Genomic DNA, 21418 nt, shown 5'->3' on the forward strand with positions numbered 1-21418 from the left:
GCTTGCCCGAGCAGTTCATGCGCACCCGGGCGCAGTCCTCGCCGGCTCCGACCATGGCGTGCCGGGTGGCCTCGTCCTCCCGCCCCGCGGCCCCCCCCCCCCCCCCCCAGTCCTCCACACCCCCCCCCCCCCCCCCCCCCCCCCGCGGCGTCATGCCGAATCTTTGCCCTGCCCGATAACTCCCTTCATTTAAAGAAATGTCCCCGCTTGTAGGGTCTGGGAGAAAAGGGAGGAGCGCAGCATGACGCACGCGATGTCGAGGCCGGTGACCCTTTCCCTCGACCGCCCCAACCCCTTCGACCCACCGCGCGAGCTGGCCCGATGGCGCGAAGAGGACCCGATCCGGCCGATGCTCTACGCGGACGGGCACGTGGGATGGCTGGTCACCGGCTACGCCGCCGCGCGCGCCGTGCTCGCCGACCCCAGGTTCAGCACCGACCTGAGGGTGCTGCACCCCCCGATCGGCGGGCGGCTCACCCAGGCGGTGTTCGCCGGCATCCCCGGCTTCTTCCTGCACCAGGACCCGCCCGAGCACACCCGGGTACGGCGCATGCTCACCGGCCACTTCACCCTCCGCAAGGCCAAGGAGCTGGAGCCGAGGATCGAGCAGATCGCCGAGTTCCTGCTGGACCGGATGGCGGAGGCCGGCCCGCCCGCCGACCTGGTGCGCGCGTTCGCGCTGCCGCTGCCCTCCCTGGTGATCTGCGAGCTGCTCGGCGTGCCCGTCGAGGCGCAGCCGGTGTTCCAGCGGCAGTCGGAGGTCATGCTCGACCTGGACTCCACCCCGGAGACCGTCCGCCAGGCCAAGGACGACCTCATGGCGTTCATGTCGGAGCTGGTGGACGGCAAGCGGGCCCGGCCGGGCGAGGACCTGATCAGCGCCCTGGTCGCGACGCGGCAGCTCACCAGAGAGGAGATCGCCGGGGTGGCGATGCTGCTGGTGATCGCCGGGCACGAGACGACCGCCAACATGCTCGCCCTCGGCACCTTCACCCTCCTGCGCAACCCCGCGCAGCTCGCCGCGCTGCGCGAGGACCCCGCCCGCCGGGCCGCGGCCGCCGTCGAGGAGCTGATGCGGTACCTGAGCATCATCCACATCGGCCTGCTGCGCTCGGCCGTGGAGGACGTCCGGATCGGGGGCCACATGATCAGGGCGGGGGAGACGGTGACGGTCTCGGTGTCGGCCGCCGACCGCGACCCGGCCCAGTTCGAGGAGCCGGACGCCTTCGACCTCACCCGCCCCGCCACAGGCCACCTGGCGTTCGGGCACGGCGTCCACCAGTGCGTCGGCCAGCAGCTCGCCCGGGTCGAGATGCGCGTGGGCTACCCGGCGCTGCTGCGGCGCTTCCCCGGCCTGCGCCTCGCCATCGCGCCCGAGCAGGTGGCGACGCGGTCGGACATGGCCATCTACGGGGTGCACCGCCTTCCCGTCGCCTGGTGACCGGTTCCGGCCCGCCGATAACCCGTTGCGTCAGGTGGGCGGCCCACCTCTACTGTGCGACGCATGGGGATTGAGGTCACTTATGTACTGATCGCCGGTCTTGCGGTATTCGTCGGGGCCATCGTGCAGGGCGGGGTCGGCTTCGGCCTCGGGCTGGTGGCGGCGCCGCTGATCACCGTGCTGGACCCCACCGTGATGCCCGGGGCCGTCCAGATGGTCAACGTCACGCTGCCGCTGCTCACCCTGGCCGCCGAATGGCGCAAGGTCGACTGGCGGGGACTGGGGTTCGCCCTCCTCGGCCGGCTGCCCGGCAGCGCCGTCGGCGCGTTCGTCGTGGTGTACGTCAGCACCCAGACGCTCGGCGTCCTGGTCGGGACCATGGTGCTGACCGCGGTGGCCGTCACCGCCTCCTCGCTGGCGATCCCGCGCAACGGGGCCACGCTGACCGGCGCGGGGTTCGTCTCCGGCGTCACCGGCACGGCGACCGGCATCGGCGGCCCGCCCATGGCCCTGGTCTACCAGCACGCCAAGGGACCGCAGATCCGCGCGACGCTCGCCCTGTACTTCTTCCTGTCCGCCGGCCAGTCCATCGCGCTGCTCGCCGCCGTCGGCAAACTGCCCGCCCGCTCGGCGCTGGCCGGCGCCGTGCTGATCCCTTTCATGATCGCGGGCTTCGCGGTCTCCGGCCCGCTGCGACGGTTCCTGGACGGGGGACGGGTCAGGGCCGGAATCCTCGCGGTAGCCGCCATGTCAGCGCTTGTGTTGATAGGGCAGAGCCTGGCCAGTTAAGGGCGCGTTTCCCGATTGTTACCGGCGACAACAAATTTTGGCCGCCTGAGGGGTGGCATCCGGCCGCAGGACGGAATACGTTGCCGCAAACAACATTCAAAGAACGGTCAGAGCCGAGACCCGGCGACGGCCGTGACTTTCCCCGGTCAGAGCTCGGCCGGGCACCTCCCCACAGACCCCCGTGCCACGCCGTCAGTGGCCATCTCTGTAGAAAGGACCCGGTGCACTAATGCGCAAAGGGATCCTCGGCCTGACCGCCGCCGCTGCGGCGCTCTCTCTCGGTCTCACCGCCTGCGGGGGCGACGGCGGTGAAACCAACGCCGCCCCGAGTGGCAGCGCCGCGGCGTCGTCCGAGGCCGCCAAGCCGGCAGGCAAGATCGGTGTCATCCTCCCCGACAGCAAGTCCTCCCCCCGCTGGGAGACGGCGGACCACAAGTACCTCGAAGAGGCGTTCAAGGCCGCCGGGGTGGACTACGACATCCAGAACGCGCAGAACGACAAGACCGCGTTCCAGACCATCGCCGACCAGATGATCACCAACGGCGCCACCGTGCTGCTGATCGTCAACCTGGACAGCGGCACCGGCAAGGCCGTCATCGACAAGGCCAAGGCGCAGGGCGTCCCGGTCATCGACTACGACCGCCTGACGCTCGGCGGCGGCGCCTCCTACTACGTGAGCTTCGACAACGTGAAGGTCGGCCAGCTCCAGGGCGAGGGCCTGGTGAAGTGCCTGACCGACAAGAAGGTCGAGAAGCCCATCATCGCCGAGCTGAACGGCTCGCCCACCGACAACAACGCGACGCAGTTCAAGGAGGGCTACGACAGCGTCCTGAAGCCCAAGTACGACTCGGGCGAGTACAAGAAGGGCCCCGACCAGTCGGTTCCCGACTGGGACCCGCGCAAGGCCAACACGATCTTCGAGCAGATGCTGACCTCCGAGCCGAAGATCGGCGGCGTGCTGTCCGCCAACGACAACCTGGGCAACGCGGCCATCACCGTGCTCAAGAAGCAGAAGCTCAACGGCAAGGTCCCGGTCACCGGGCAGGACGCCGGCGTCCAGGGTCTGCAGAACATCCTCGTCGGTGACCAGTGCATGACGGTCTACAAGGCGGTCAAGAAGGAGGCGGACGCCGCGGCCGGCCTGGCCGTCGCCCTGGCCAAGGGCGAGAAGCCGACGGTCAGCGGCACGACCAAGGACACCGAGACCGGTCAGGACGTCCCCGCGGTCCTGCTGGACCCGCTGTCGGTCACCTTCGAGAACGTCAAGGACGTCGTCGCCGACGGGTTCGTCACCAAGGAAGAGCTCTGCAAGGGCGAGTACGCCGACAAGTGCACCGAGGCCGGGATCCAGTAGGACCCAGGTCCTGGTACGGCTCGCGCTCCGGGGAGGCCTCCGAAGGGGGCCTCCCCGCCGGGGTGTGAGTGGCGTACCGTCAATCTCTGAGGAGCAACGTGTCATCCCAACCCGTCCTGGAGATCCGAGGGCTCGACAAGAGCTTCGGTCCCGTGCAGGTCCTGCACGATGTCGCCTTCTCCGCGTACGCCGGTGAGGTCACCGCGCTGGTCGGCGACAACGGCGCGGGCAAGTCCACCATGGTCAAGTGCATCGGCGGCACCTACGCGAGCGACGCGGGGGAGTTCCTGTTCGACGGACGGCCGGTGCACATCACGAGCCCCCGCGACGCCGCGGAACTCGGCATCGAGATCGTCTACCAGGACCTCGCCCTCTGCGACAACCTCGACATCGTCCAGAACATGTTCCTCGGACGCGAGAAGAAGAGCGGCCTGGTGCTGGACGAGGCGACGATGGAGGAGATGGCGGCCAAGACGCTCGACAGCCTCTCGGTCCGCACCGTCAAGTCGATCCGCCAGCTCGTGTCGAGCCTGTCCGGCGGCCAGCGTCAGACGGTGGCCATCGCCAAGGCCGTGCTGTGGAACAGCAAGGTCGTCATCCTGGACGAGCCCACCGCCGCGCTGGGCGTCGCCCAGACGGCCCAGGTGCTGGAGCTGGTGCGCCGCCTCGCCGACAACGGCCTGGCCGTGATCCTCATCTCCCACAACATGAACGACGTCTTCGCCGTCTCCGACCGCGTCGCGGCGCTCTACCTCGGGCGGATGGCCGCGCAGGTCAGGACGGCCGACGTCACCCACTCGCAGATCGTCGAACTGATCACCTCCGGGCGCAGCGGCGAGCTCGGCCTGCAGAACCTCAACGGAGTCACCGCATGAGCACGACGATGCTTCCCGGTCAGAAGACAGCGGCGCCGCCTCCCAGCATCGGCGGCAACTTCCGCGCCTACGTCGGCCGGGTGCGCGGCGGCGACATGGGCGCCCTGCCCGCCATCCTCGGGCTGCTCGTGCTCTGCGCGGCCTTCGCGTGGCTGCGGCCGGTGTTCCTCTCGGCGATCAACTTCGCCAACCTGTTCACCCAGGGCGCCGCGATCAGCGTGATCGCCATGGGGCTGGTGTTCGTCCTGCTGCTCGGCGAGATCGACCTGTCGGCGGGATACACCAGCGGCGTCTGCGCGGCGGTCCTCGCGGTCCTGCTGACGGGTCAGGGCATGCCCTGGTACGTGGCGATCCCCGCCTCGATGGGCACCGGCGTGGTGATCGGCTTCCTGCTCGGCCTGCTGGTCGCCAAGGTCGGCATCCCGTCCTTCGTGGTGACCCTGGCGGCGTTCCTCGGTTTCCAGGGCCTGCTGCTGGTGCTGGTCAACGAGGGCGCCAACATCGCCATCCGCGAGCCGATCGTCATCGCCATCGAGAACAGGTACCTGCCGCCGGCCCTCGGCTGGATCCTGTACGCGGTGTGCGTGGTGGCGTACGCGGCCGTCCAGATCGCGCGGGCGCGCCGCCGCGCCTCCCGCGGGCTGGCCGCCGACCCCTACGCCCTCATCGCCGTCCGGGTGGGCGCGCTGGTGGTACTCGGCGGGCTCGCCGTCTACGCGCTGAACCTCGAGCGCAGCCGCAACGCGCTGCTGGTGTCGCTCAAGGGCGTGCCGATCGTCGTGCCCGTCGTGCTGGCACTGCTGATCTTCTGGACCTTCATCCTGCACCGCACCTCCTACGGTCGTCACATCTACGCCGTCGGCGGCAACGCCGAGGCGGCGCGCCGCGCGGGCATCAACGTCGACCGCATCCGGGTCAGCGCCTTCGTCATCTGCTCCGGCATGGCCTCGATCGGCGGCATCATCCTGGCCTCCCAGGCCAGCTCGGTCGACCCCAGCACGGGCGGCAGCGACGTGCTGCTGTTCGCGGTGGGCGCCGCCGTCATCGGCGGCACCAGCCTGTTCGGCGGCAAGGGCAGGGTGCTGGACGCGATACTCGGCGGCGCCGTGGTCGCGGTGATCAACAACGGCATGGGCCTGATGGGCTACAGCGCCAGCGTCAAGTACATCGTGACAGGGCTGGTGCTGCTGCTGGCCGCCGGCGTGGACGCGCTGTCCCGTAAGCGGGCGGCCGCCTCTGGGCTAAGGTGATCCGCGGTCCGGCGCCCCATGACCCCCCGCCCGGACCGGACGAGCAACAAGTGAAGGACCATCGATGATGCGCGCGGGCCCCTCACAGGAGGAGATCCGGCGCCACAACCTCGGCGTCCTGCTGCGCCACGTCCACCTGGACGGCCCGACCTCCCGTGCCGAGCTGACCACCAGGATGGGGCTCAACCGCAGCACCATCATGGCCCTCACCGCCGATCTGACGGCGGCGGGCCTGGTGCGGGAGGAACTGCCGAGGGAGACGGGCAAGGCGGGGCGCCCCTCACTGGTGGTGCGCCCCGAGTCGGCGCGGGTGTACGTGCTCGCCTTCGACATCGGCGTCGACCGTCTGGTGGCCGCCCGAGTCGGGCTGGGCGGGGTGATCCTCGACCGGCGCGAGGCCACCCGCGAGCGCGGTGTGTTCGCCATGGAGCACGAGGTCGAACGCCTGGCCGTGTTCACCGCCCAGATGCTGAAGATCACCGGCCCCGACACCGTGTGCGTCGGCGTGGGCGTGGCCTTCTCCGGCGGGGTCCGCCGCTCCGACGGCCTGGTGCGCTTCAGCCCGAACCTGGGCGTGACCGACATCCCGTTGCGCGAGGAGCTGGAACGCAGGCTCGGCCTCGGGGTGCCGGTCGCCGTCGGCAACGACGCCAACCTCGGCGCGCTCGCCGAACAGGCGCGCGGGGTCGGCGTCGGATGCCGCGACCTCATCTACCTGCACGGGGACGTCGGCATCGGCGGCGGCATCATCACCGCCGGGCAGCTGCTCGGCGGGCACGCCGGCTACGGCGGAGAGGTCGGCCACATGGTGGTCAACGCGGGCGGCCGGCCCTGCGGCTGCGGTTCGCACGGCTGCCTGGAGGCCGAGGTGGGCGAGCGCGCGCTGCTGGAGGCGGCCGGCCGGTTCGGCCCGCAGATCGGGCGGGACGCCGTGCGCGCCGTCGTCGACGTCGCCGACCGCGGGGACGTCGTCGCCCAGGAGGCGCTGGCGCGGGTGGGCGACTGGCTCGGCCTCGGCGTGGCCAACCTGGTGAACATCTTCAACCCCGAGATCGTCATCTTCGGCGGGATGCTCCGCGAGATCTATCTGGGCGCGGCCGCGCAGGTGCGCAGCCGCATCAACACCGACGTGCTGCGCGCCTGCCGCGAGAACCTGCGCCTGCGCACCCCGATGCTCGGCGACGACACCACGCTGGTGGGCGCGGCGGAGCTGGCGTTCGCCCAGGTGCTCGCCGATCCGCTGGACGCCCTGGCCCGCGTCGGGGCCTGAGGTGTCAGGCGGGGGCGGAGGCCACCATCGCCGCGCCGGCGCCCCAGGTGTTGCAGGCGCCGGGGCCCGCGGCCTTGAAGCCGCGGCTCAGCCAGTTGGCGATGTTGCGCCCCTTGCCGTGGTCGCGGACCTTCGTGCGCTCGTCGCCGCTCTCGCGGGTCGCCTCCAGCAGGTAGTCCCAGTCGTCGGAGGTGCGGTCCAGGGAGTCCCAGACGCTGCCCATGAACGCCCCGGCGAAGCACTCGGCCTGCAGTTCCAGCCGGCGGTACTGCTCGTAGTACTCCGGCTTGCCGCGGTAGTACAAGCTGTTGAACGCCGCCTCGATGCCGGCCAGGTTCTGCACGTGGTGCCCGTACTCGTGGGCGAGCACGTCCATCAGGAACAGGTCCTCCGCCTGCTCGGTGAGGTGCTTGTCGAGCATGATGACGATCCGCCGCTGCGAGGGGCAGTACAGCCCCTGGGCGTTCTTGGGCCAGCTGTGCCCGCACACCCGCCCCGGACGGGTGATGAACTGCACGGCCGGCTTGGAGAAGCGGATGCGCGCCTTGGAGAGCTGGGCCTTCCATGACTCGCCGAGGCACTCCAGCAGCGGCACCACGTATCTCCTGGCGGAGGCGACGCTGCCCGGCGTCACGGGCTTCTCCGGGCACCGCGCCGCGGGAAGCCGGCCGGAGGTGTAGAGGGGACTGCGGGTCAGAGCGGCGCGCTTGACCGGGTAGGCCGCCGCGGCCGCGGGAGCGGTGGGGGCCGAGGTCGCGAGGCAGACGGCCGCCAGTAGTCCGGCCGACAGCGTGGTGGAGCGCTTTCGACTGATCACAGCAAGGGAGAGTAGCCGTTATGGTCGCTTAAGGGCCGATAAACGCGGCAGATCGCGGCCGGTCACGCCGCTGAACTGCGCGGACACCGGCGGACGCCTTCGCCGGCGGCCCGTGCCGGCCCTAGGAGACCGCGGCGGCGGGGGCCGTCCAGGTGTCGCAGGCGGCGGGGGAGACGGCGCGGTAGCCGCGCTCCATCCAGCGGGCGATGTTGGCGCCCTTGCCGTGGTCGCGCACGTAGGAGCCCTCGTCACCGGTGCGGCGCTCGGCGGCCAGCAGGTCCCGCCAGTCCGCGCCCGGGCGCTTCAGCGAGGGCCACACGCCGCCGATGAAGACCCCCGCGAGGCATTCGGCCTGCAGCTCGTGCCGGCGGGTCTGCTCGCTCGCCTCGGCCTTGCCCCGGCTGCCCAGCCGGTCGTAGGCGAGCGTGATGCCCGACAGGTTCTGCACGTGGTGGCCGTACTCGTGGGCGATCACGGCCAGCAGGAACAGGTCCCCGGGGGTGTCCACGACGTCCTTGTCCAGCAACATGGTGATCCGGCGGTCGCCGTTGCAGTAGAGCGCCTGGACGTCGGCGCGCCACTTGGCGCCGCACTCCCGCTCGGGCTTGGTGATGAACCTCACACGCGGCGTGCTGAACGGGATGCGGGCCTTCTGCAGCTGCACCGACCACACGGCGTCCAGGCACCTCACCAGCGGCGTCAGATACGCGCGCACCGAGGCGGCGTCGCCGGCCCGCACCGGCCGTTCCGGGCAGGACGCCCACGCCAGGCGGCCGGTGGCGTACAGCGGGCTCCGCGTCAGGGCGTCCGCGTTCCTGATCGGGTAGGCGGCCTGAGCGGCCTGGGCCGGGCCTCCGCCGAGCAGCAGACTTGCGATTGCCACGAAAAGGATGGCGAGGGACGACGTTCGCATGGTTCCGTGAGGGTACGCGAGCTGCACGCTCGGCGTAAAACCGATCTAATGTGGACAAGTTGTGGAGGTTTCCCGAGCATGTCCCGACGGCGCCGCAGGGGTGGGACCCTGGGGCGAGCGGGAGGGGCGAGACCCTCAGGTGAATAGACTCGACGCGCGTCGGTAAAAGGCGGAGGAGATGATTCCGTGAGCGAGCGGACCCAGCGAACCGAAGGTTCGGGCGCGGATAAGGCCGAGCTGCTGGAATCGGTGAAGGGTCCGGGTGATCTCAAGCGCCTGGAGGTCGGTGAGCTGCCGGCCCTGGCCGCCGAGATCCGCGACCTGCTGGTGTCCACCACCTCGCGCACCGGCGGCCACCTCGGCCCGAACCTCGGGGTCGTCGAGCTGACCATCGCGCTGCACCGGGTCTTCGACTCCCCCCGCGACCGCATCCTGTGGGACACCGGCCACCAGGCCTACGTCCACAAGATGCTCACCGGCCGGTCGGCCGACTTCACGACCCTGCGCCAGGAGGGCGGCCTGTCCGGCTACCCGTGCCAGGCCGAGTCCGACCACGACGTCATCGAGAACTCCCACGCCTCCACGGCCCTGTCGTACGCCGACGGGCTCGCCAAGGCCTACAAGCTGCGCGGCGAGACCGGCCGCACCGTCGTCGCGGTCATCGGCGACGGCGCGCTGACCGGCGGCATGGCCTGGGAGGCGCTCAACAACATCGCCGGCCACGCCAAGGACCCCGACCTGCCGCTCGTCATCGTGGTCAACGACAACGGCCGGTCCTACTCGCCCACGATCGGCGGGCTCGCCTCCCACCTGTCCTCCCTGCGCATGACGCAGAAGTACGAGCACGTGCTGGAGTCCGTCAAGCGCAACGTCAGCCAGGTGCCGGTGGTCGGCCCGCCGCTGTACGAGACGCTGCACGGCGTCAAGAAGGGCATCAAGGACATCCTCGCCCCGCAGGTGATGTTCGAGGACCTCGGCCTGAAGTACGTCGGCCCGATCGACGGCCACGACGAGCAGGCGGTCGAGGCCGCCCTGCGCAAGGCCCGCGACTTCCGCGGGCCGGTCATCGTGCACGTCCTGACCACCAAGGGCCAGGGGTACTCCCACGCCGAGAACCACGACGAGGACCGCTTCCACTCGCCGGCGCCGTTCGATCCGCTCACCGGCGAGGAGCAGCCCAAGCCGCACAGCTGGACCAACGTCTTCAGCAAGGAGCTCGTGCGCCTCGGCGGCGAGCGCCGCGACATCGTGGCCATCACCGCCGCCATGCTCCACCCCACGGGCCTGGCCGCCTTCGCCGACGCCTACCCCGACCGCATCTACGACGTCGGCATCGCCGAGCAGCACGCCCTCACCAGCGCCGCCGGGCTTGCCCTCGGCGGGCTGCACCCCGTGGTCGCCGTCTACGCCACCTTCCTCAACCGGGCCTTCGACCAGCTCCTCATGGACGTCGCCCTGCACCGCCTGCCGGTCACCGTCGTGCTCGACCGCGCCGGCGTCACCGGCGACGACGGAGCCAGCCACAACGGCATGTGGGACATGTCGATCCTGCAGGTCGTGCCGGGGCTGTCGATCGCCGCCCCGCGCGACGGCGCCCGGCTGCGCGAGCTGCTCTCCGAGGCCGTCGAGGTCGACGACGGCCCGACCGTCGTGCGCTTCCCCAAGGGGGCCATCGGCGCCGAGATCCCCGCCACCGGCCGGCTCGGCCGCATGGACGTCCTGCGCGAGGGCGGCGAGGACGCCGACGTGCTGCTGGTCGCCGCCGGGCCAATGGCGCAGGCCGCCCTGGACGCCGCCGTGCTGCTGGACGCGCAGGGCATCTCGGCCACCGTGGTCGACCCGCGCTGGGTCAAGCCGCTGGACGAGGCCCTGGTCGCCGCCGCCTCCGGCCGCCGGCTCGTCGCCGTCGTGGAGGACAACGGCCGGGTCGGCGGGGTCGGCGACGCGGTCGCCCGCCTGCTCAGGGACGCCCGCGTCGACGTCCCGGTGCGCACGTTCGGCATCCCGCAGCGGTTCCTCGACCACGCCAAGCGACCGAAGATCCTCGCCGAGATCGGCCTCACCGGCCAGGACCTCGCCCGCGAGATCACCGGCGCGGTGGCCGGCCGGACGGCCGTGCTCGAACACGACCCCGCCCGCTGACGGCCGTCACCGGGTCCGCCGACCGGCCGAGACCCGATGACGGGCGGCCGCCGGTCGCGGTCTCGTCATCCCGGCGGAACCGTTCGCCCGGCCGCCGTGATCCCGACCCCTTGCGACCTTGACGCTCATGACCGTGGTGAAGCGTTCCTCCGGGCCCTCGTGACCTTGGCCCGGGGGAGCTCCCGCCGCTCGTGAGGAATGTTCACCCCCGCTGGGGGTAGGCATGACCTGCGCTTTCGTGGGAAGCGTGCTCTCACGGTCAGTGGCGATCAAGGGGCAGGCGCATGTCGATCTTCCGGACGAAGTCCATCGAGCGGTCGATCCAGGACACCGAGGCGCCCGAGCACCGGCTCCGCCGCCACCTCAGCGCGCTCGACCTGACCGTGTTCGGCATCGGCGTGATCGTCGGCACCGGCATCTTCGTCCTTACCGGGCAGGTCGCCCGCGACACCGCCGGCCCGGCCGTCGCGCTGTCGTTCGTCGTCGCGGGCGTCGTCTGCGCCCTCGCGGCCCTGTGCTACGCCGAGTTCGCCTCGACCGTGCCGGTGGCCGGGTCGGCGTACACCTTCTCCTACGCCACCATCGGCGAGTTCCCCGCGTGGATCGTCGGCTGGGACCTGATGCTGGAGCTCGCGCTCGGCGCCGCGGTCGTCGCCGTCGGCTGGTCGGGGTACTTCAGCGAGCTGATGTCGACGCTCGGGGTGCACCTGCCCGCCACCCTCGCCGGGGAGCACGCCACGTTCAACGTGCCCGCCGTCGTCGTCGTGCTCGCGCTGACCGCCGTGCTGGTGGCCGGCATCAAGCTGTCCGCGCGGTTCAACCTGGTCATCGTCGCGGTCAAGGTCGCGGTGGTGCTGCTCGTCATCATCGCCGGCCTGTTCTTCGTCAAGAGCGCCAACTACACCCCCTTCGTCCCGCCGGCGCAGCCCACGCCCGCCGTCCACGGGCTCAAGGCCCCCCTGATCCAGGTGCTCTTCGGCATCACCCCGGCCGCCTACGGCGTGATCGGAGTCTTCGTCGGCGCGGCCATCGTCTTCTTCGCCTTCATCGGTTTCGACGTGGTCGCGACCGCCGCGGAGGAGACCCGCAGGCCGCAGCGCGACCTGCCCATCGGCATCATCGCCTCCCTGACGGTCTGCACCCTGCTGTACGTGGCGGTGTCGCTGGTGGTCGTCGGGATGCAGCCCTACGACCGGCTCAGCCGCTCGGCGCCGCTCGCCGGCGCGTTCCGCGTCGTCGGCCAGGACTGGCTCGCCACCATCATCAGCATCGGCGCGCTGGCCGGGCTCACCACGGTCGTGATGATCCTCATGCTCGGGCAGAGCCGCATCTTCTTCGCCATGAGCCGCGACCGGCTGCTCCCCCGCGGCCTGGCCGCCGTGCACCCGAGGTTCGGCACGCCGTACCGCATCACGATCATCATCGGGGTGGTCACCGCGCTGCTCGCCGGGTTCATCCCGCTGTCCGCGCTGGCCGAGCTGGTCAACATCGGGACGCTGTTCGCCTTCGTCCTGGTCTCGGCCGGGGTGATGATTCTGCGCAGGACACGGCCCGACCTGCCCCGTTCGTTCCGCACGCCGCTGGTGCCCGTGGTGCCCGTCCTGTCCATGCTGGCCTGCGTCTACCTGATGCTGAACCTGCCCGTCGAGACCTGGCTGCGGTTCCTGATCTGGATGGCCGCCGGAGTCGTGCTGTACTTCCTGTACGGGCGGCGGCACAGCCGGGTGGCGGAGCCGGCGCGCGCGGCCGGCGACCGGTGAGCGCGGCCGCGACTTCCAGGCGACCGGGCGCGGAGGTCCGTGCGGCGCGAACGCGGGGAAGGCGTGGCCGGGCACTCACCGAGCGCCGCACAATTAGAGGTGAGGGCGGCAGGGGGATGAGGAGGACCGCCATGGTCACGCTTGAGGACGTCGCCAGGCACGCGAGGGTGTCGCTGGCCACGGCGTCGCGGGTGCTCAACGGCAGCAGCCGCCAGGTCGGCGCGACCCTGCGCGCCAGGGTGGAGTCCTCCGCCGCCATACTCGGCTACCGCGTGGACGCCGCCGCGCAGACCCTGGCGCGGGGCGCCAGCAACGTCGTCGGCGTGATCATCCAGGACCTGACCGACCCCTACTTCGCCGCCATCGCCGACGGCGCCATCCGCGCGGCCGACCTGCACGACATGGTGGTGACGCTGGGCACCACCTACCGCGACCCCGAACGCGAGATCGCCCTGGTCGCCACGCTGAGCGCCCAGCGGGCCCGCGCCGTCCTGATCACCGGCTCCCGGGTCGCCGACGACTACATGATCGGCAGGCTGCGCGCCGAGCTCGACGTGTACCGTTCCTCCGGCGGCCGGGTCGCCATGATCGGGCAGGATCTCCTCGGCACCGACACCGTGGCCCCGCTGAACCGCGAGGGCGCCCGCGAGCTGGCCCTGGCCATCGCGGCCGAAGGGCATCGCCGGTTCGCCGTGCTCGCGGGCCCGTCCCACCTGTTCACCGCCGCCGACCGCACCGCGGGCTTCGTGGCGGGCCTGGCCGAGCTCGGCCTGCCCGCGCCGGTCATCGTGCACGGCGGGTTCGACCGCGACGGCGGCCTGGCCGCCGCCGACGAGCTGCTCGACATGGGCACCGACGTCACCTGCGTGTTCGCCGTGAACGACGTCATGGCGATGGGAGCGCTGGCCGCCCTGCGCGAACGCGGGGTCGAGGTGCCGCGCGACCTGTCGCTGGCCGGGTTCGACGACATCCCCTCGCTGCGCGACGTGGTCCCCGAGCTGACGACCGTGCGCCTGCCGCTGTCCCGCATGGGGGCGCTCGCACTCGACCTCGCCCTGTCGGGGGAGGCCGAATGCCGGGTGGAGCCCATCGCCGGGCAGGTCGTGCTGCGCCAGAGCGTCGCCCGGCTGAGCGACGCCGGCGCCGCCATGGTCGCGGGGCCGCCGAGCGTCGTCGCCTCATAACGCGCCGGGCGGGCGCGGGGCGGCTCAGCCGCCGAGGTCCTCCTTGGCCGCCAGGCGGATCAGCGCCTTGGACAGCGGATGCGCGGTCAGGGCGATCTGCCACTCGCGCGCCCCGAGACGGCGCAGCCGCTCGGCCACCGCCTCGTCGCCCAGGTCGTCCGGCGGCTCCCAGGTGAGGCGGCGGACGGCCTCCGGCTGCAGGAGGTTCTCGGTGGGCATGTGGTTGGCGTCGGCGAGCGCGGCGATGGCCGCCCGGGCCGCCGCCAGCCGCCGGGCGGCGGCGGGGTCGCGGTCGGCCCAGCGGTTCGCCGGCGGCGGCCCGTCGCCGGGGCCGCTCGGCTGCGGCAGCTCCGACTCGGGCAGCACGCGGGCGCGGCCGATGGCGTTCAGCCAATCGCGCAGGTGGCGGCGCGCGCTGCGCCCGGTGAACGGCGGGATCTCGGTCAGCGCCTTGGTCGTGCGCGGCTGCTCCAGCGCGGCGGTCACGATGGCGGAGTCCGGCAGCACCCGGCCGGGTGCCAGGTCGGCCTCCCGGGCCAGCTCGTCGCGCAGCGTCCACAGCTCGCGCACCACGGCCAGGCCGCGCAGCGAGCGCACCCGGTGGATGCCCGACGTGCGCCGCCAGGGGTCGGTGCGCGGAGGCGCCGGGGGAGCGGCGAGGATCGCGGCGAACTCCTCCTGCGCCCAGGTGAGCTTGCCGCTGCCCTCGAGCTCCGCGTACAGCATGTCGCGCAGCTCGACGAGCACCTCGACGTCCAGGACGGCGTAGCGCAGCCAGTCCTCCGGCAACGGGCGGTGGGACCAGTCGGCGGCCGAGTGGCCCTTCTCCAGGCGCAGGCCGAGCACGTTCTCCACCATCGTGCCGAGGCCGACGCGCTCGTAGCCGAGCAGCCGCCCGGCCAGCTCGGTGTCGAACAGACCGCGTGGTGTGAAGCCCAGCTCGGCCAGGCAGGCCAGGTCCTGGGTGGCGGCGTGCAGCACGATCTCGGCGTCGGCCAGGGCGGCGTCCAGCGCCGACAGGTCGGGGCAGGCGATGGGGTCGATCAGCGCGCTGCCGGCCCCGGCCCGGCGCAACTGGACCAGGTAGGCACGGCCGCTGTAGCGGTAGCCGGAGGCGCGCTCGGCGTCGACCGCGACCGGGCCGGTGCCGTGCGCGAACGCGTCAACGGCCGCGGCGAGCGCGGCCGGGTCCTCGATGACCGGCGGGATTCCCTCGCGGGGCTCCAGGAGCGGCACTATCTCGGATGCGGGGATGATCTCTTCGTCGGTCACGTCCTGAAGGACTCCGGGTCTTCGCGACGCGCGGTCCGCGGCGGCAGGGCCGCGACGTCAGGTGGCAGGGGTGGGATGCCCGCGGCGAGGCAGATGAGGTCGCACCAGGCGGCGACGTGGGCCGACAGGTCCTCCTCCAGCGGCGACCACGAGGCGCGCAGCTCCAGCTCGGTGGTCACGGGGTCGTCGGCCTTGTTGCCGAACCCCTCCGACACCGCGCGGGTGACCGTGCCCCCGGCGGCGGCGTACCGCGCCTGGTGGGAGTCGAGGGACTCGGTCAGCCAGCTCCACGCCACCGGGCCGAGCATCGGGTCGGAGGTGATCTCCGGCTCCATGTCGGCGCGGACGTAGGCGACCAGGCGGAACGGCCCGTCCCAGCCGCGCTGGCCGTCGGGGTCGAACAGCATGATCAGCCGGCCGACGGCGAGCTCGTCGTCGTCGCGGTAGACCGACGCGCCCACCGCGCCGGAGTAGGGGGCGAGCCGCTGGGGGGCGGGGATGTCCTCCAGCTCGATCTCGGGCCTGACCTCGGCGGGACGCAGGCTCGACAGCGCCCGCCGGAAGGCGGCGGGGGCCGGCGGCGCGTCACCGATGGTCATGATGGCAGCGTAGGCCGGAGCGGGCGGGGCCGGAAGCAGGGGGGTATGCGTGGAGGACACCGGAGGCGATCAAGCCGCCATCACCGGGGTGCCGCGACGCTCCATGTAGACCCGGTCGTGGCGAAGGTGGTGGCGGGGTCGCTCTCTGAACCCCTGCTCGCCGGCACAGAGCGCACAATGCACAGTGCGGTGCTCGGAGGAACTCCACATCGCGGTCATCGCGGGCCTTTCGTCGGGTCCCAAGATCGAGTGCTCGCACGGACAGAGTGCGCGCCGCCGCCTGGCCGGCGCTTCCCCGCGCGCGCCTTGTCCGTGAACTCGAGGGCTGGTCCGACGTTGACACGTCACGGCGACATTTCCCCGCAACGCGCTCGGCGTGTCCCGAAAGTGGTCACCGAATCAGCGCCGCGCGGTGATTTGAGAAGCATTTGAACCAGCCGCGACATGATCACGAACCTCGCGTGAGACGTACTGTACCTGCGCTTGGCCGCTGGTTGACGCGGTCGGCGGCCATCCCGGTACGGCCCTCCCCTTACCGAACCAGACATAGTGTACGGATCGCGGCGTCATTCCTCATGACCGGACATCGGCCTGGTAGGTAACTTTTTCGCGGCAAACTTTGCCGTCCGCCCCCGGGACGGCGGCGGGCGTCCTCCGAGGGCGGGCGATGCGCCGACCGGGTGACTCCCATGGCAATCTGGTCAGGTGAATCCAGAGACCGCCGACTCCCCGTTCATCCGTGCCTGCCGGCGCCTGCCCGTGCCGCACACCCCGGTCTGGTACATGCGCCAGGCGGGACGGTCGCTGCCGGAGTACCGCGCCGTGCGCGCCGATGTGCCGATGCTCAAGGCCTGCGCGACTCCAGACCTCATCGTGGAGATCACGATGCAACCCGTGCGGCGCTACGGCGTGGACGCGGCGATCTTCTTCAGCGACATCGTGGTGCCGCTCAAGGCCATCGGCGTCGACCTGGACATCAAGCCCGGCGTCGGCCCGGTCGTCGCCGCCCCGATCAGGGACGCCGCCGCGGTCGCCGCGCTGCGCGACCTTTCGCCGGGCGACGTGCCCTACGTGACCGAGGCCATCGGCGCGCTGACCAAGGAGCTCGGCCCCACGCCGCTCATCGGCTTCGCCGGCGCCCCCTTCACGCTGGCCTCCTACCTCATCGAGGGCGGCCCGTCCAAGAACCACGACCACACCAAGGCCATGATGTACGGCGAGCCGGCGCTGTGGCACGCGCTCATGGACCGCCTCACCGAGATCACCCTGGCCTACCTGCGGATCCAGGTGGACGCCGGCGCCTCCGCCGTCCAGCTGTTCGACTCGTGGGTCGGCGCGGTGGCCCCCGACGACTACCGCGAGTTCGTCCTGCCCTACGCCCGCCGCATCTTCGCCGGCCTGGCCGGCCTGGACGTGCCGCGCATCCACTTCGGCGTGGGCACCGGCGAGCTGCTCGGGCTGCTCGGCGAGGCCGGGGCCGACGTGGTCGGCGTCGACTGGCGCGTCCCGCTGGACGAGGCCGCCCGCCGCGTCGGCCCCGGCAGGGCTCTGCAGGGCAACCTTGACCCGGCCGTCCTGTTCGCGCCGTTCGAGGTCATCGAGCGGCGGGCGCGGGACGTCCTCGCCCGGGGACGGGCGGCGGAGGGCCACGTGTTCAACCTCGGCCACGGGGTGCCGCCCACGACCGACCCCGACCGGCTCGCCCGCCTCACCGACCTCGTCCACGAGGCCTCAGCCCGCTGACCTCGTTCAGGGCTGACGGCCGGTCGAGCCTTCGGCGTTCCCCTCGCTCTCGCCGGACCCGGACAAGGGCCATACCGGGCGGTCGGCCGGGGCCGCCTCCTCCGCCTCGTGCTCCGGCGTCTCCGGGGCGTCTGGCGCCTGCGCTGCCTGCGCCGTCTCTGGGGTCTCGGGTGAGCGGTGCCCGGGGAGGGCGGCGTGCTCTGGGGGCGCGCCGGGGTGGGGCGCGGGCGGGACGGCCGCGCCGGGGCCGTCATCGCCGCCGCGTCCCCGGCGCAGCGCCCCGACCCCCCGGCGGGCGCCGGCGTACGCCGCCCACAGCACGGCGAGCACCGCGAGCCACGGCAGCAGCGCCCCGACGACCGCCGAGCCGGTCCGCGCCGTCTCCTTGAGCGTCTTCCAGCCCGACCGCAGGCCGGTGAGGAAGTTCGGCGGCTCCGGCTTCGGTTTGCGCACCACGGGCGCGGGGCGCAGGACGCCCTCCACGCGCACGGTGAGCGTGCCGTACGCCGTCTGGGAGGCCAGGGTGCGCTGGCGGGCCTGCAGGGCCTCCAGGTCGGCCTCCCGGCCGGAGATCTCCCGTTCGACCTTCAGCACCTCGCTGACGTTCTTCGCCTTCTTGAGGAACGACCGCAGCTGCGCGAGGCCCGCGTTGGCCGACTTCACCCGGCTGTCCACGTCGGCGATCTGCTCGGTCACGTCCTCGGTGCCGACCTTCAGCGACAGGCGGGTGCCGAGTTCCTTGGCGAGCCGGTCGGTCACGGCCGCGTACCGGTCCGGGGGGATCTTGAAGACCAGGGTGGCGGTGTCCTGGCGGCCGGTGGAGGCGGCCTGCTCGCTGTCCAGCCGGCCGCCGGCGGCCAGCACGATCTGCTTGGCCTTGTCGGTCGCCGCCGCGACGTCCTTGGCGCGCACCCTGAGATCACCGGTGTACACGATGGCGCGCGGGGCCTCCTTGACCTGCTGGTCCTGCCCGGCCCGCCGGCCCGCCGAGTCGTCGGCCTCAGGCCGCGCCGTGGCGTTCCCGTCGGCCGCGACGGCCGGCGCCTCCTGCCGCTCCGCCGGCGCGGCGGCCTGCCCGCCGCCCGCGGAGGAATCCATGCTCGCCGCCCCGCCCCCGCATCCCGTGATGGTGAGGGCTGCCGCCGTCAGGGCCAGTGCGAGGGCCGAGCGGCACCGTAATCTGCTCATGCCCCTGTTGACGACGCCGTCGCGGCGGTGGTTTGACGTCCCGCGTCACAATGCCGTCACGGTGTCCACCAGGGCACGCCACCCGGCCGCGGCCTGCGCGCGCGGGACCGGGCGAGGGGTAACGTCTGGAGGCATGGAACCAACTCGGCGGCACGTCGTGGTCGTCGGCGGCGGCATCGCAGGGCTGGCCGCCGCCTGGCACCTGCGCCACGAGGACGGCGACATGGCGGTCACCGTGCTCGAGGGCGCCTCGCGCATCGGCGGCAAGCTGCACGCCTCGCAGGTCGCGGGCATACCGGTGGACGAGGGCGCGGAGGCCATGCTGGCCCGGCGTCCCGAGGGCAAGGAGCTCGCCCGCATGGCCGGCCTGGGCGGCGAGCTGGTCCAGCCGGCCGCCGTAGGGGCGTCGATCCTCAGCAGGGGCGCGCTGCGGCCGATGCCCAAGGGGCAGGTCATGGGCGTCCCCTCCGACATCACCGAGCTCGTCCGCTCGGGCGTCCTCTCGCCCGGCGGCCTGGCCCGGGTGCCCTTCGACCAGATCCTGCCCGCGACTCTGATCACCTCCGACGTCTCGGTCGCCGCCTACATCAGGGCGCGCATGGGCGGGGAGGTCCTCGACCGGCTGGTCGAGCCGCTCCTCGGCGGCGTCTACGCCGGGCGGGCCGAGATGCTCTCGCTGGACGCCACCATGCCCGCCATCGCGACGGCCGCGCGCACCGAGCGTTCGCTGCTCCAGGCGGCGCGGGCCATCACGGCGAAGGCCCCCAAGGACGCCGGCCCCGTGTTCACGACGCTGAAGGGCGGCATGGGAACCCTGCCCGAGGCGGTAGCGGCCGCCTCTGGCGCCGAGGTGCGCACCGGCGTCATGGTGCGCGAGCTGATCCGCACCGGCGAGGGCTGGCGCCTGGTGACCGGCCCCGCGCGCGCTCCCGAGACGGTCGACGCCGACGCGGTGATCCTCGCGGTGCCGGCCACGGCGGCCGGCCGCCTGCTGTCGGGCGAGGTGCCGAAGGCGGCCGCCGAGCTGGCCCGGGTCGAGTACGCCAGCATGGCGATCGTCACCCTGGCCTATCCGCGCGCGGCCTTCCCGGTGCTGCCGTCCGGCAGCGGCTACCTGGTGCCGCCGGTGGAGGGCAGGGCGGTCAAGGCCGTGACATTCAGCACGGTCAAGTGGCCTCATCTGGCCGAGGCCGACCCAGGCGTGGTGGTGCTGCGCTGCTCCATCGGCCGGCTGGGGGAGGAGGCCGTCCTCCAGCGCGACGACGGCGAGCTGGTCGCCCTGGCGATGACCGAGATGGCCGAGATCATGGGGGTTCGCGGCCTGCCGCTGGACAGCCGGGTGACCCGCTGGGGCGGCGCGCTGCCGCAGTACGAGGTGGGCCATCTCGACCGCGTCGCGCGCGTGCGCGCCGCCGTGGCCGTCCAGCCGGGGCTGGCCGTGTGCGGCGCGGCCTACGACGGCGTGGGCATCCCGGCCTGCGTCGCCTCCGCCAGAACGGCGGCGGCGGCCATCCTCGCGCACCTGCGCGAGGGGTGGGGAGGAGAATGGCGTGAGGACGAGCCGGCGGCCGGCACCCGCTGAGCGGAGCGCCGCGCCGGGCGGCGTGGAGACATTCGACGGAAGCGAGCGTGAACTGTGAGCGAGGAGAAGGCGCGGCCCAAGGCGCGCGATCTCAACGAGGTGATCCGCTACACCATGTGGTCGGTCTTCCGGGTGCGCGGCGAACTGCCCGGCGAGCGCCAGGACCTGGCGCACGAGGTGGAGGCCCTGCTCTCCCAGTCGGCCGAGAAGGACGTGGTGACCCGCGGCCTGTACGAGGTGGCCGGCTTCCGCGCCGACGCCGACTACATGTTCTGGTGGCACGCGCAGAACCCCGAGGACCTTCAGGAGGTCTACGGCCGGTTCCGCAGGACCTCCCTCGGCCGTGCCAGCGAGCCGGTTTGGTCGGCGATGGCCCTGCACCGTCCCGCCGAGTTCAACAAGTCGCACATCCCCGCGTTCCTGGCGGAGGAGGAGCCGCGCGGCTTCGTCTGCGTCTACCCGTTCGTGCGCTCCCTCGAGTGGTACCTCCTGGAGGACTCCGAGCGCCGCAAGATGCTCGCCGAGCACGGCATGCTGGCCCGCGACTATCCCGACGTCCGGGCCAACACCGTGTCGTCGTTCGCGCTCAACGACTACGAGTGGGTTCTCGCCTTCGAGGCCGATGACCTGCACCGCATCGTCGACCTGATGCGCCACCTGCGCGCCGCCGAGGCCCGCAGGCACACCCGCCTGGAGGTGCCGTTCTACACCGGCACCCGCAAGCCGGTCGGGGAACTGGTGAACGCGCTGCCGTAACCGCGATAAAGCCGGGCAAATCCGGCATCTGTCACTCAAGCCTCAAAAGACGCATCCATCACATTGACGGAACAACCGCCGCGAGATTGCGATCTTTGGCATACTCGGGGGGATTCCCGTGTCGAAGTGAGGCAGAGGGTGACCAGGGGCAGGAGTCTGGCACGGTCCAGGCGAGGGGGACATCGGCGGCGCAAGGCCCGCCGTACGCGCGTTATCGAGGGGTTCTTGGGGCTGGCCGCCGTCACGGTGGCCGCCCTGACGGTGGGCGGGGTGTTCCTGCGGCCCGACGGCGGCCAGTCCGCCGCGGGCGCGGCGTCCGCCCCGCCGAAGGTCGCCGCCGCGCCGCCGGCCGCGCCGCCCGCCGCTCCGGCGGGCGGCGGCGCGCAAGTGCGGGGCGTCAGGGCCAAGGAGGGCGGAAGAGAGGCGTGGGGGGAAAAAAGGGAAACCCTTTTTTTTCCACCCCCTGTGTCTCCGTCGCCCCCC

General features: G+C 72.2%; 18 protein-coding genes. 13 read left to right on the forward strand and 5 right to left on the reverse strand.

Annotated elements, in window-relative coordinates:
- The first annotated feature begins 241 nt into the window (after positions 1-241).
- From ACZ6QO_RS01350 to ACZ6QO_RS01375, 6 genes are all read left to right on the forward strand, one after another.
- Entirely contained in the window at positions 242-1441 is a 1200-nt protein-coding gene (locus tag ACZ6QO_RS01350; RefSeq protein ID WP_465846531.1) for a cytochrome P450, read from the forward strand.
- A 63-nt stretch (positions 1442-1504) separates the two neighbouring features.
- The gene (locus ACZ6QO_RS01355; protein ID WP_465846533.1) at positions 1505-2230 is read left to right on the forward strand and encodes a sulfite exporter TauE/SafE family protein; all 726 of its coding nucleotides are present in this window, start codon (positions 1505-1507) and stop codon (positions 2228-2230) included.
- Between the two features lie 229 nt (positions 2231-2459).
- Complete coding sequence (locus tag ACZ6QO_RS01360) at positions 2460-3584, forward strand: sugar ABC transporter substrate-binding protein (RefSeq protein WP_465846535.1); 1125 nt, start codon at positions 2460-2462, stop codon at positions 3582-3584.
- Positions 3585-3682: 98 nt separating this feature from the next.
- Positions 3683-4459: an ATP-binding cassette domain-containing protein gene (locus ACZ6QO_RS01365; RefSeq protein WP_465846536.1), complete on the forward strand. Its 777-nt coding sequence runs from the start codon at positions 3683-3685 to the stop codon at positions 4457-4459.
- Entirely contained in the window at positions 4456-5709 is a 1254-nt protein-coding gene (locus tag ACZ6QO_RS01370; RefSeq protein ID WP_465846538.1) for a sugar ABC transporter permease, read from the forward strand. Before ACZ6QO_RS01365 ends, ACZ6QO_RS01370 begins: the two co-directional genes overlap by 4 nt.
- A gap of 67 nt (positions 5710-5776) precedes the next feature.
- The gene (locus ACZ6QO_RS01375) at positions 5777-6979 is read left to right on the forward strand and encodes an ROK family transcriptional regulator (RefSeq protein WP_465847222.1); all 1203 of its coding nucleotides are present in this window, start codon (positions 5777-5779) and stop codon (positions 6977-6979) included.
- Between the two features lie 4 nt (positions 6980-6983).
- Here the strand turns inward: ACZ6QO_RS01375 and ACZ6QO_RS01380 are convergent, their stop codons facing one another.
- Positions 6984-7796, reverse strand: coding sequence for a neutral zinc metallopeptidase (locus tag ACZ6QO_RS01380; RefSeq protein ID WP_465846540.1), 813 nt, complete (start codon positions 7794-7796; stop codon positions 6984-6986).
- 121 nt (positions 7797-7917) lie between these two features.
- A complete protein-coding gene (locus ACZ6QO_RS01385) occupies positions 7918-8679 on the reverse strand; it encodes a neutral zinc metallopeptidase (RefSeq protein ID WP_465846541.1) in 762 nt (253 codons plus the stop codon).
- Between the two features lie 216 nt (positions 8680-8895).
- Here ACZ6QO_RS01385 and dxs point away from each other — a divergent pair, with 216 nt between their 5' ends.
- From dxs to ACZ6QO_RS01400, 3 genes are all read left to right on the forward strand, one after another.
- On the forward strand, positions 8896-10851 hold the full coding sequence (gene dxs, locus ACZ6QO_RS01390) for a 1-deoxy-D-xylulose-5-phosphate synthase (protein WP_465846542.1): 1956 nt from the start codon (positions 8896-8898) through the stop codon (positions 10849-10851).
- Between the two features lie 284 nt (positions 10852-11135).
- Positions 11136-12611: an amino acid permease gene (locus ACZ6QO_RS01395; protein WP_465846544.1), complete on the forward strand. Its 1476-nt coding sequence runs from the start codon at positions 11136-11138 to the stop codon at positions 12609-12611.
- 131 nt (positions 12612-12742) lie between these two features.
- Positions 12743-13795 (forward strand): LacI family DNA-binding transcriptional regulator, encoded by a 1053-nt coding sequence (locus ACZ6QO_RS01400; protein ID WP_465846546.1) that lies wholly within the window; start codon positions 12743-12745, stop codon positions 13793-13795.
- Positions 13796-13819: 24 nt separating this feature from the next.
- Here ACZ6QO_RS01400 and ACZ6QO_RS01405 read toward each other — a convergent pair whose 3' ends face one another.
- Positions 13820-15067, reverse strand: coding sequence for an HRDC domain-containing protein (locus tag ACZ6QO_RS01405; protein ID WP_465846548.1), 1248 nt, complete (start codon positions 15065-15067; stop codon positions 13820-13822).
- Positions 15064-15666 carry a DUF3000 domain-containing protein gene (locus ACZ6QO_RS01410; protein ID WP_465846549.1) on the reverse strand — a complete coding sequence of 201 codons (603 nt, stop codon included), beginning with the start codon at positions 15664-15666 and terminating at the stop codon, positions 15064-15066. Before ACZ6QO_RS01410 ends, ACZ6QO_RS01405 begins: the two co-directional genes overlap by 4 nt.
- A gap of 705 nt (positions 15667-16371) precedes the next feature.
- On the opposite strand from ACZ6QO_RS01410, the gene hemE reads away from it, so the two are divergent.
- A complete protein-coding gene (gene hemE / locus ACZ6QO_RS01415; protein WP_465846550.1) occupies positions 16372-17409 on the forward strand; it encodes a uroporphyrinogen decarboxylase in 1038 nt (345 codons plus the stop codon).
- A gap of 6 nt (positions 17410-17415) precedes the next feature.
- Here the strand turns inward: hemE and ACZ6QO_RS01420 are convergent, their stop codons facing one another.
- Positions 17416-18597, reverse strand: a complete 1182-nt coding sequence (locus ACZ6QO_RS01420) for a DUF4349 domain-containing protein (protein ID WP_465846551.1) — start codon at positions 18595-18597, stop codon at positions 17416-17418.
- A 133-nt stretch (positions 18598-18730) separates the two neighbouring features.
- Here ACZ6QO_RS01420 and hemG point away from each other — a divergent pair, with 133 nt between their 5' ends.
- From hemG to ACZ6QO_RS01435, 3 genes are all read left to right on the forward strand, one after another.
- Entirely contained in the window at positions 18731-20179 is a 1449-nt protein-coding gene (gene hemG, locus ACZ6QO_RS01425) for a protoporphyrinogen oxidase (RefSeq protein WP_465846553.1), read from the forward strand.
- Positions 20180-20293: 114 nt separating this feature from the next.
- Positions 20294-20935 (forward strand): hydrogen peroxide-dependent heme synthase, encoded by a 642-nt coding sequence (gene hemQ, locus ACZ6QO_RS01430; protein ID WP_465847224.1) that lies wholly within the window; start codon positions 20294-20296, stop codon positions 20933-20935.
- Positions 20936-21160: 225 nt separating this feature from the next.
- Positions 21161-21418 (forward strand): hypothetical protein (locus ACZ6QO_RS01435; protein ID WP_465846555.1); only part of this gene is annotated, 258 nt, incomplete at its 3' end.

The organism is Sphaerisporangium sp. NPDC049457 (assembly GCF_055586705.1).

Excerpts from the sequence above, each read along its gene's own strand:
- ACZ6QO_RS01400 (WP_465846546.1), top strand. The coding sequence starts at position 12,743 with ATGGTCACGCTTGAGGACGTCGCCAGGCACGCGAGGGTGTCGCTGGCC.
- ACZ6QO_RS01350 (WP_465846531.1), top strand. The coding sequence starts at position 242 with ATGACGCACGCGATGTCGAGGCCGGTGACCCTTTCCCTCGACCGCCCC.
- ACZ6QO_RS01360 (WP_465846535.1), top strand. The coding sequence starts at position 2,460 with ATGCGCAAAGGGATCCTCGGCCTGACCGCCGCCGCTGCGGCGCTCTCT.
- ACZ6QO_RS01370 (WP_465846538.1), top strand. The coding sequence starts at position 4,456 with ATGAGCACGACGATGCTTCCCGGTCAGAAGACAGCGGCGCCGCCTCCC.
- hemG (WP_465846553.1), top strand. The coding sequence starts at position 18,731 with ATGGAACCAACTCGGCGGCACGTCGTGGTCGTCGGCGGCGGCATCGCA.
- ACZ6QO_RS01410 (WP_465846549.1), bottom strand. The coding sequence starts at position 15,666 with ATGACCATCGGTGACGCGCCGCCGGCCCCCGCCGCCTTCCGGCGGGCG.
- ACZ6QO_RS01420 (WP_465846551.1), bottom strand. The coding sequence starts at position 18,597 with ATGAGCAGATTACGGTGCCGCTCGGCCCTCGCACTGGCCCTGACGGCG.
- hemQ (WP_465847224.1), top strand. The coding sequence starts at position 20,294 with ATGTGGTCGGTCTTCCGGGTGCGCGGCGAACTGCCCGGCGAGCGCCAG.
- ACZ6QO_RS01395 (WP_465846544.1), top strand. The coding sequence starts at position 11,136 with ATGTCGATCTTCCGGACGAAGTCCATCGAGCGGTCGATCCAGGACACC.
- ACZ6QO_RS01355 (WP_465846533.1), top strand. The coding sequence starts at position 1,505 with ATGGGGATTGAGGTCACTTATGTACTGATCGCCGGTCTTGCGGTATTC.
- ACZ6QO_RS01375 (WP_465847222.1), top strand. The coding sequence starts at position 5,777 with ATGCGCGCGGGCCCCTCACAGGAGGAGATCCGGCGCCACAACCTCGGC.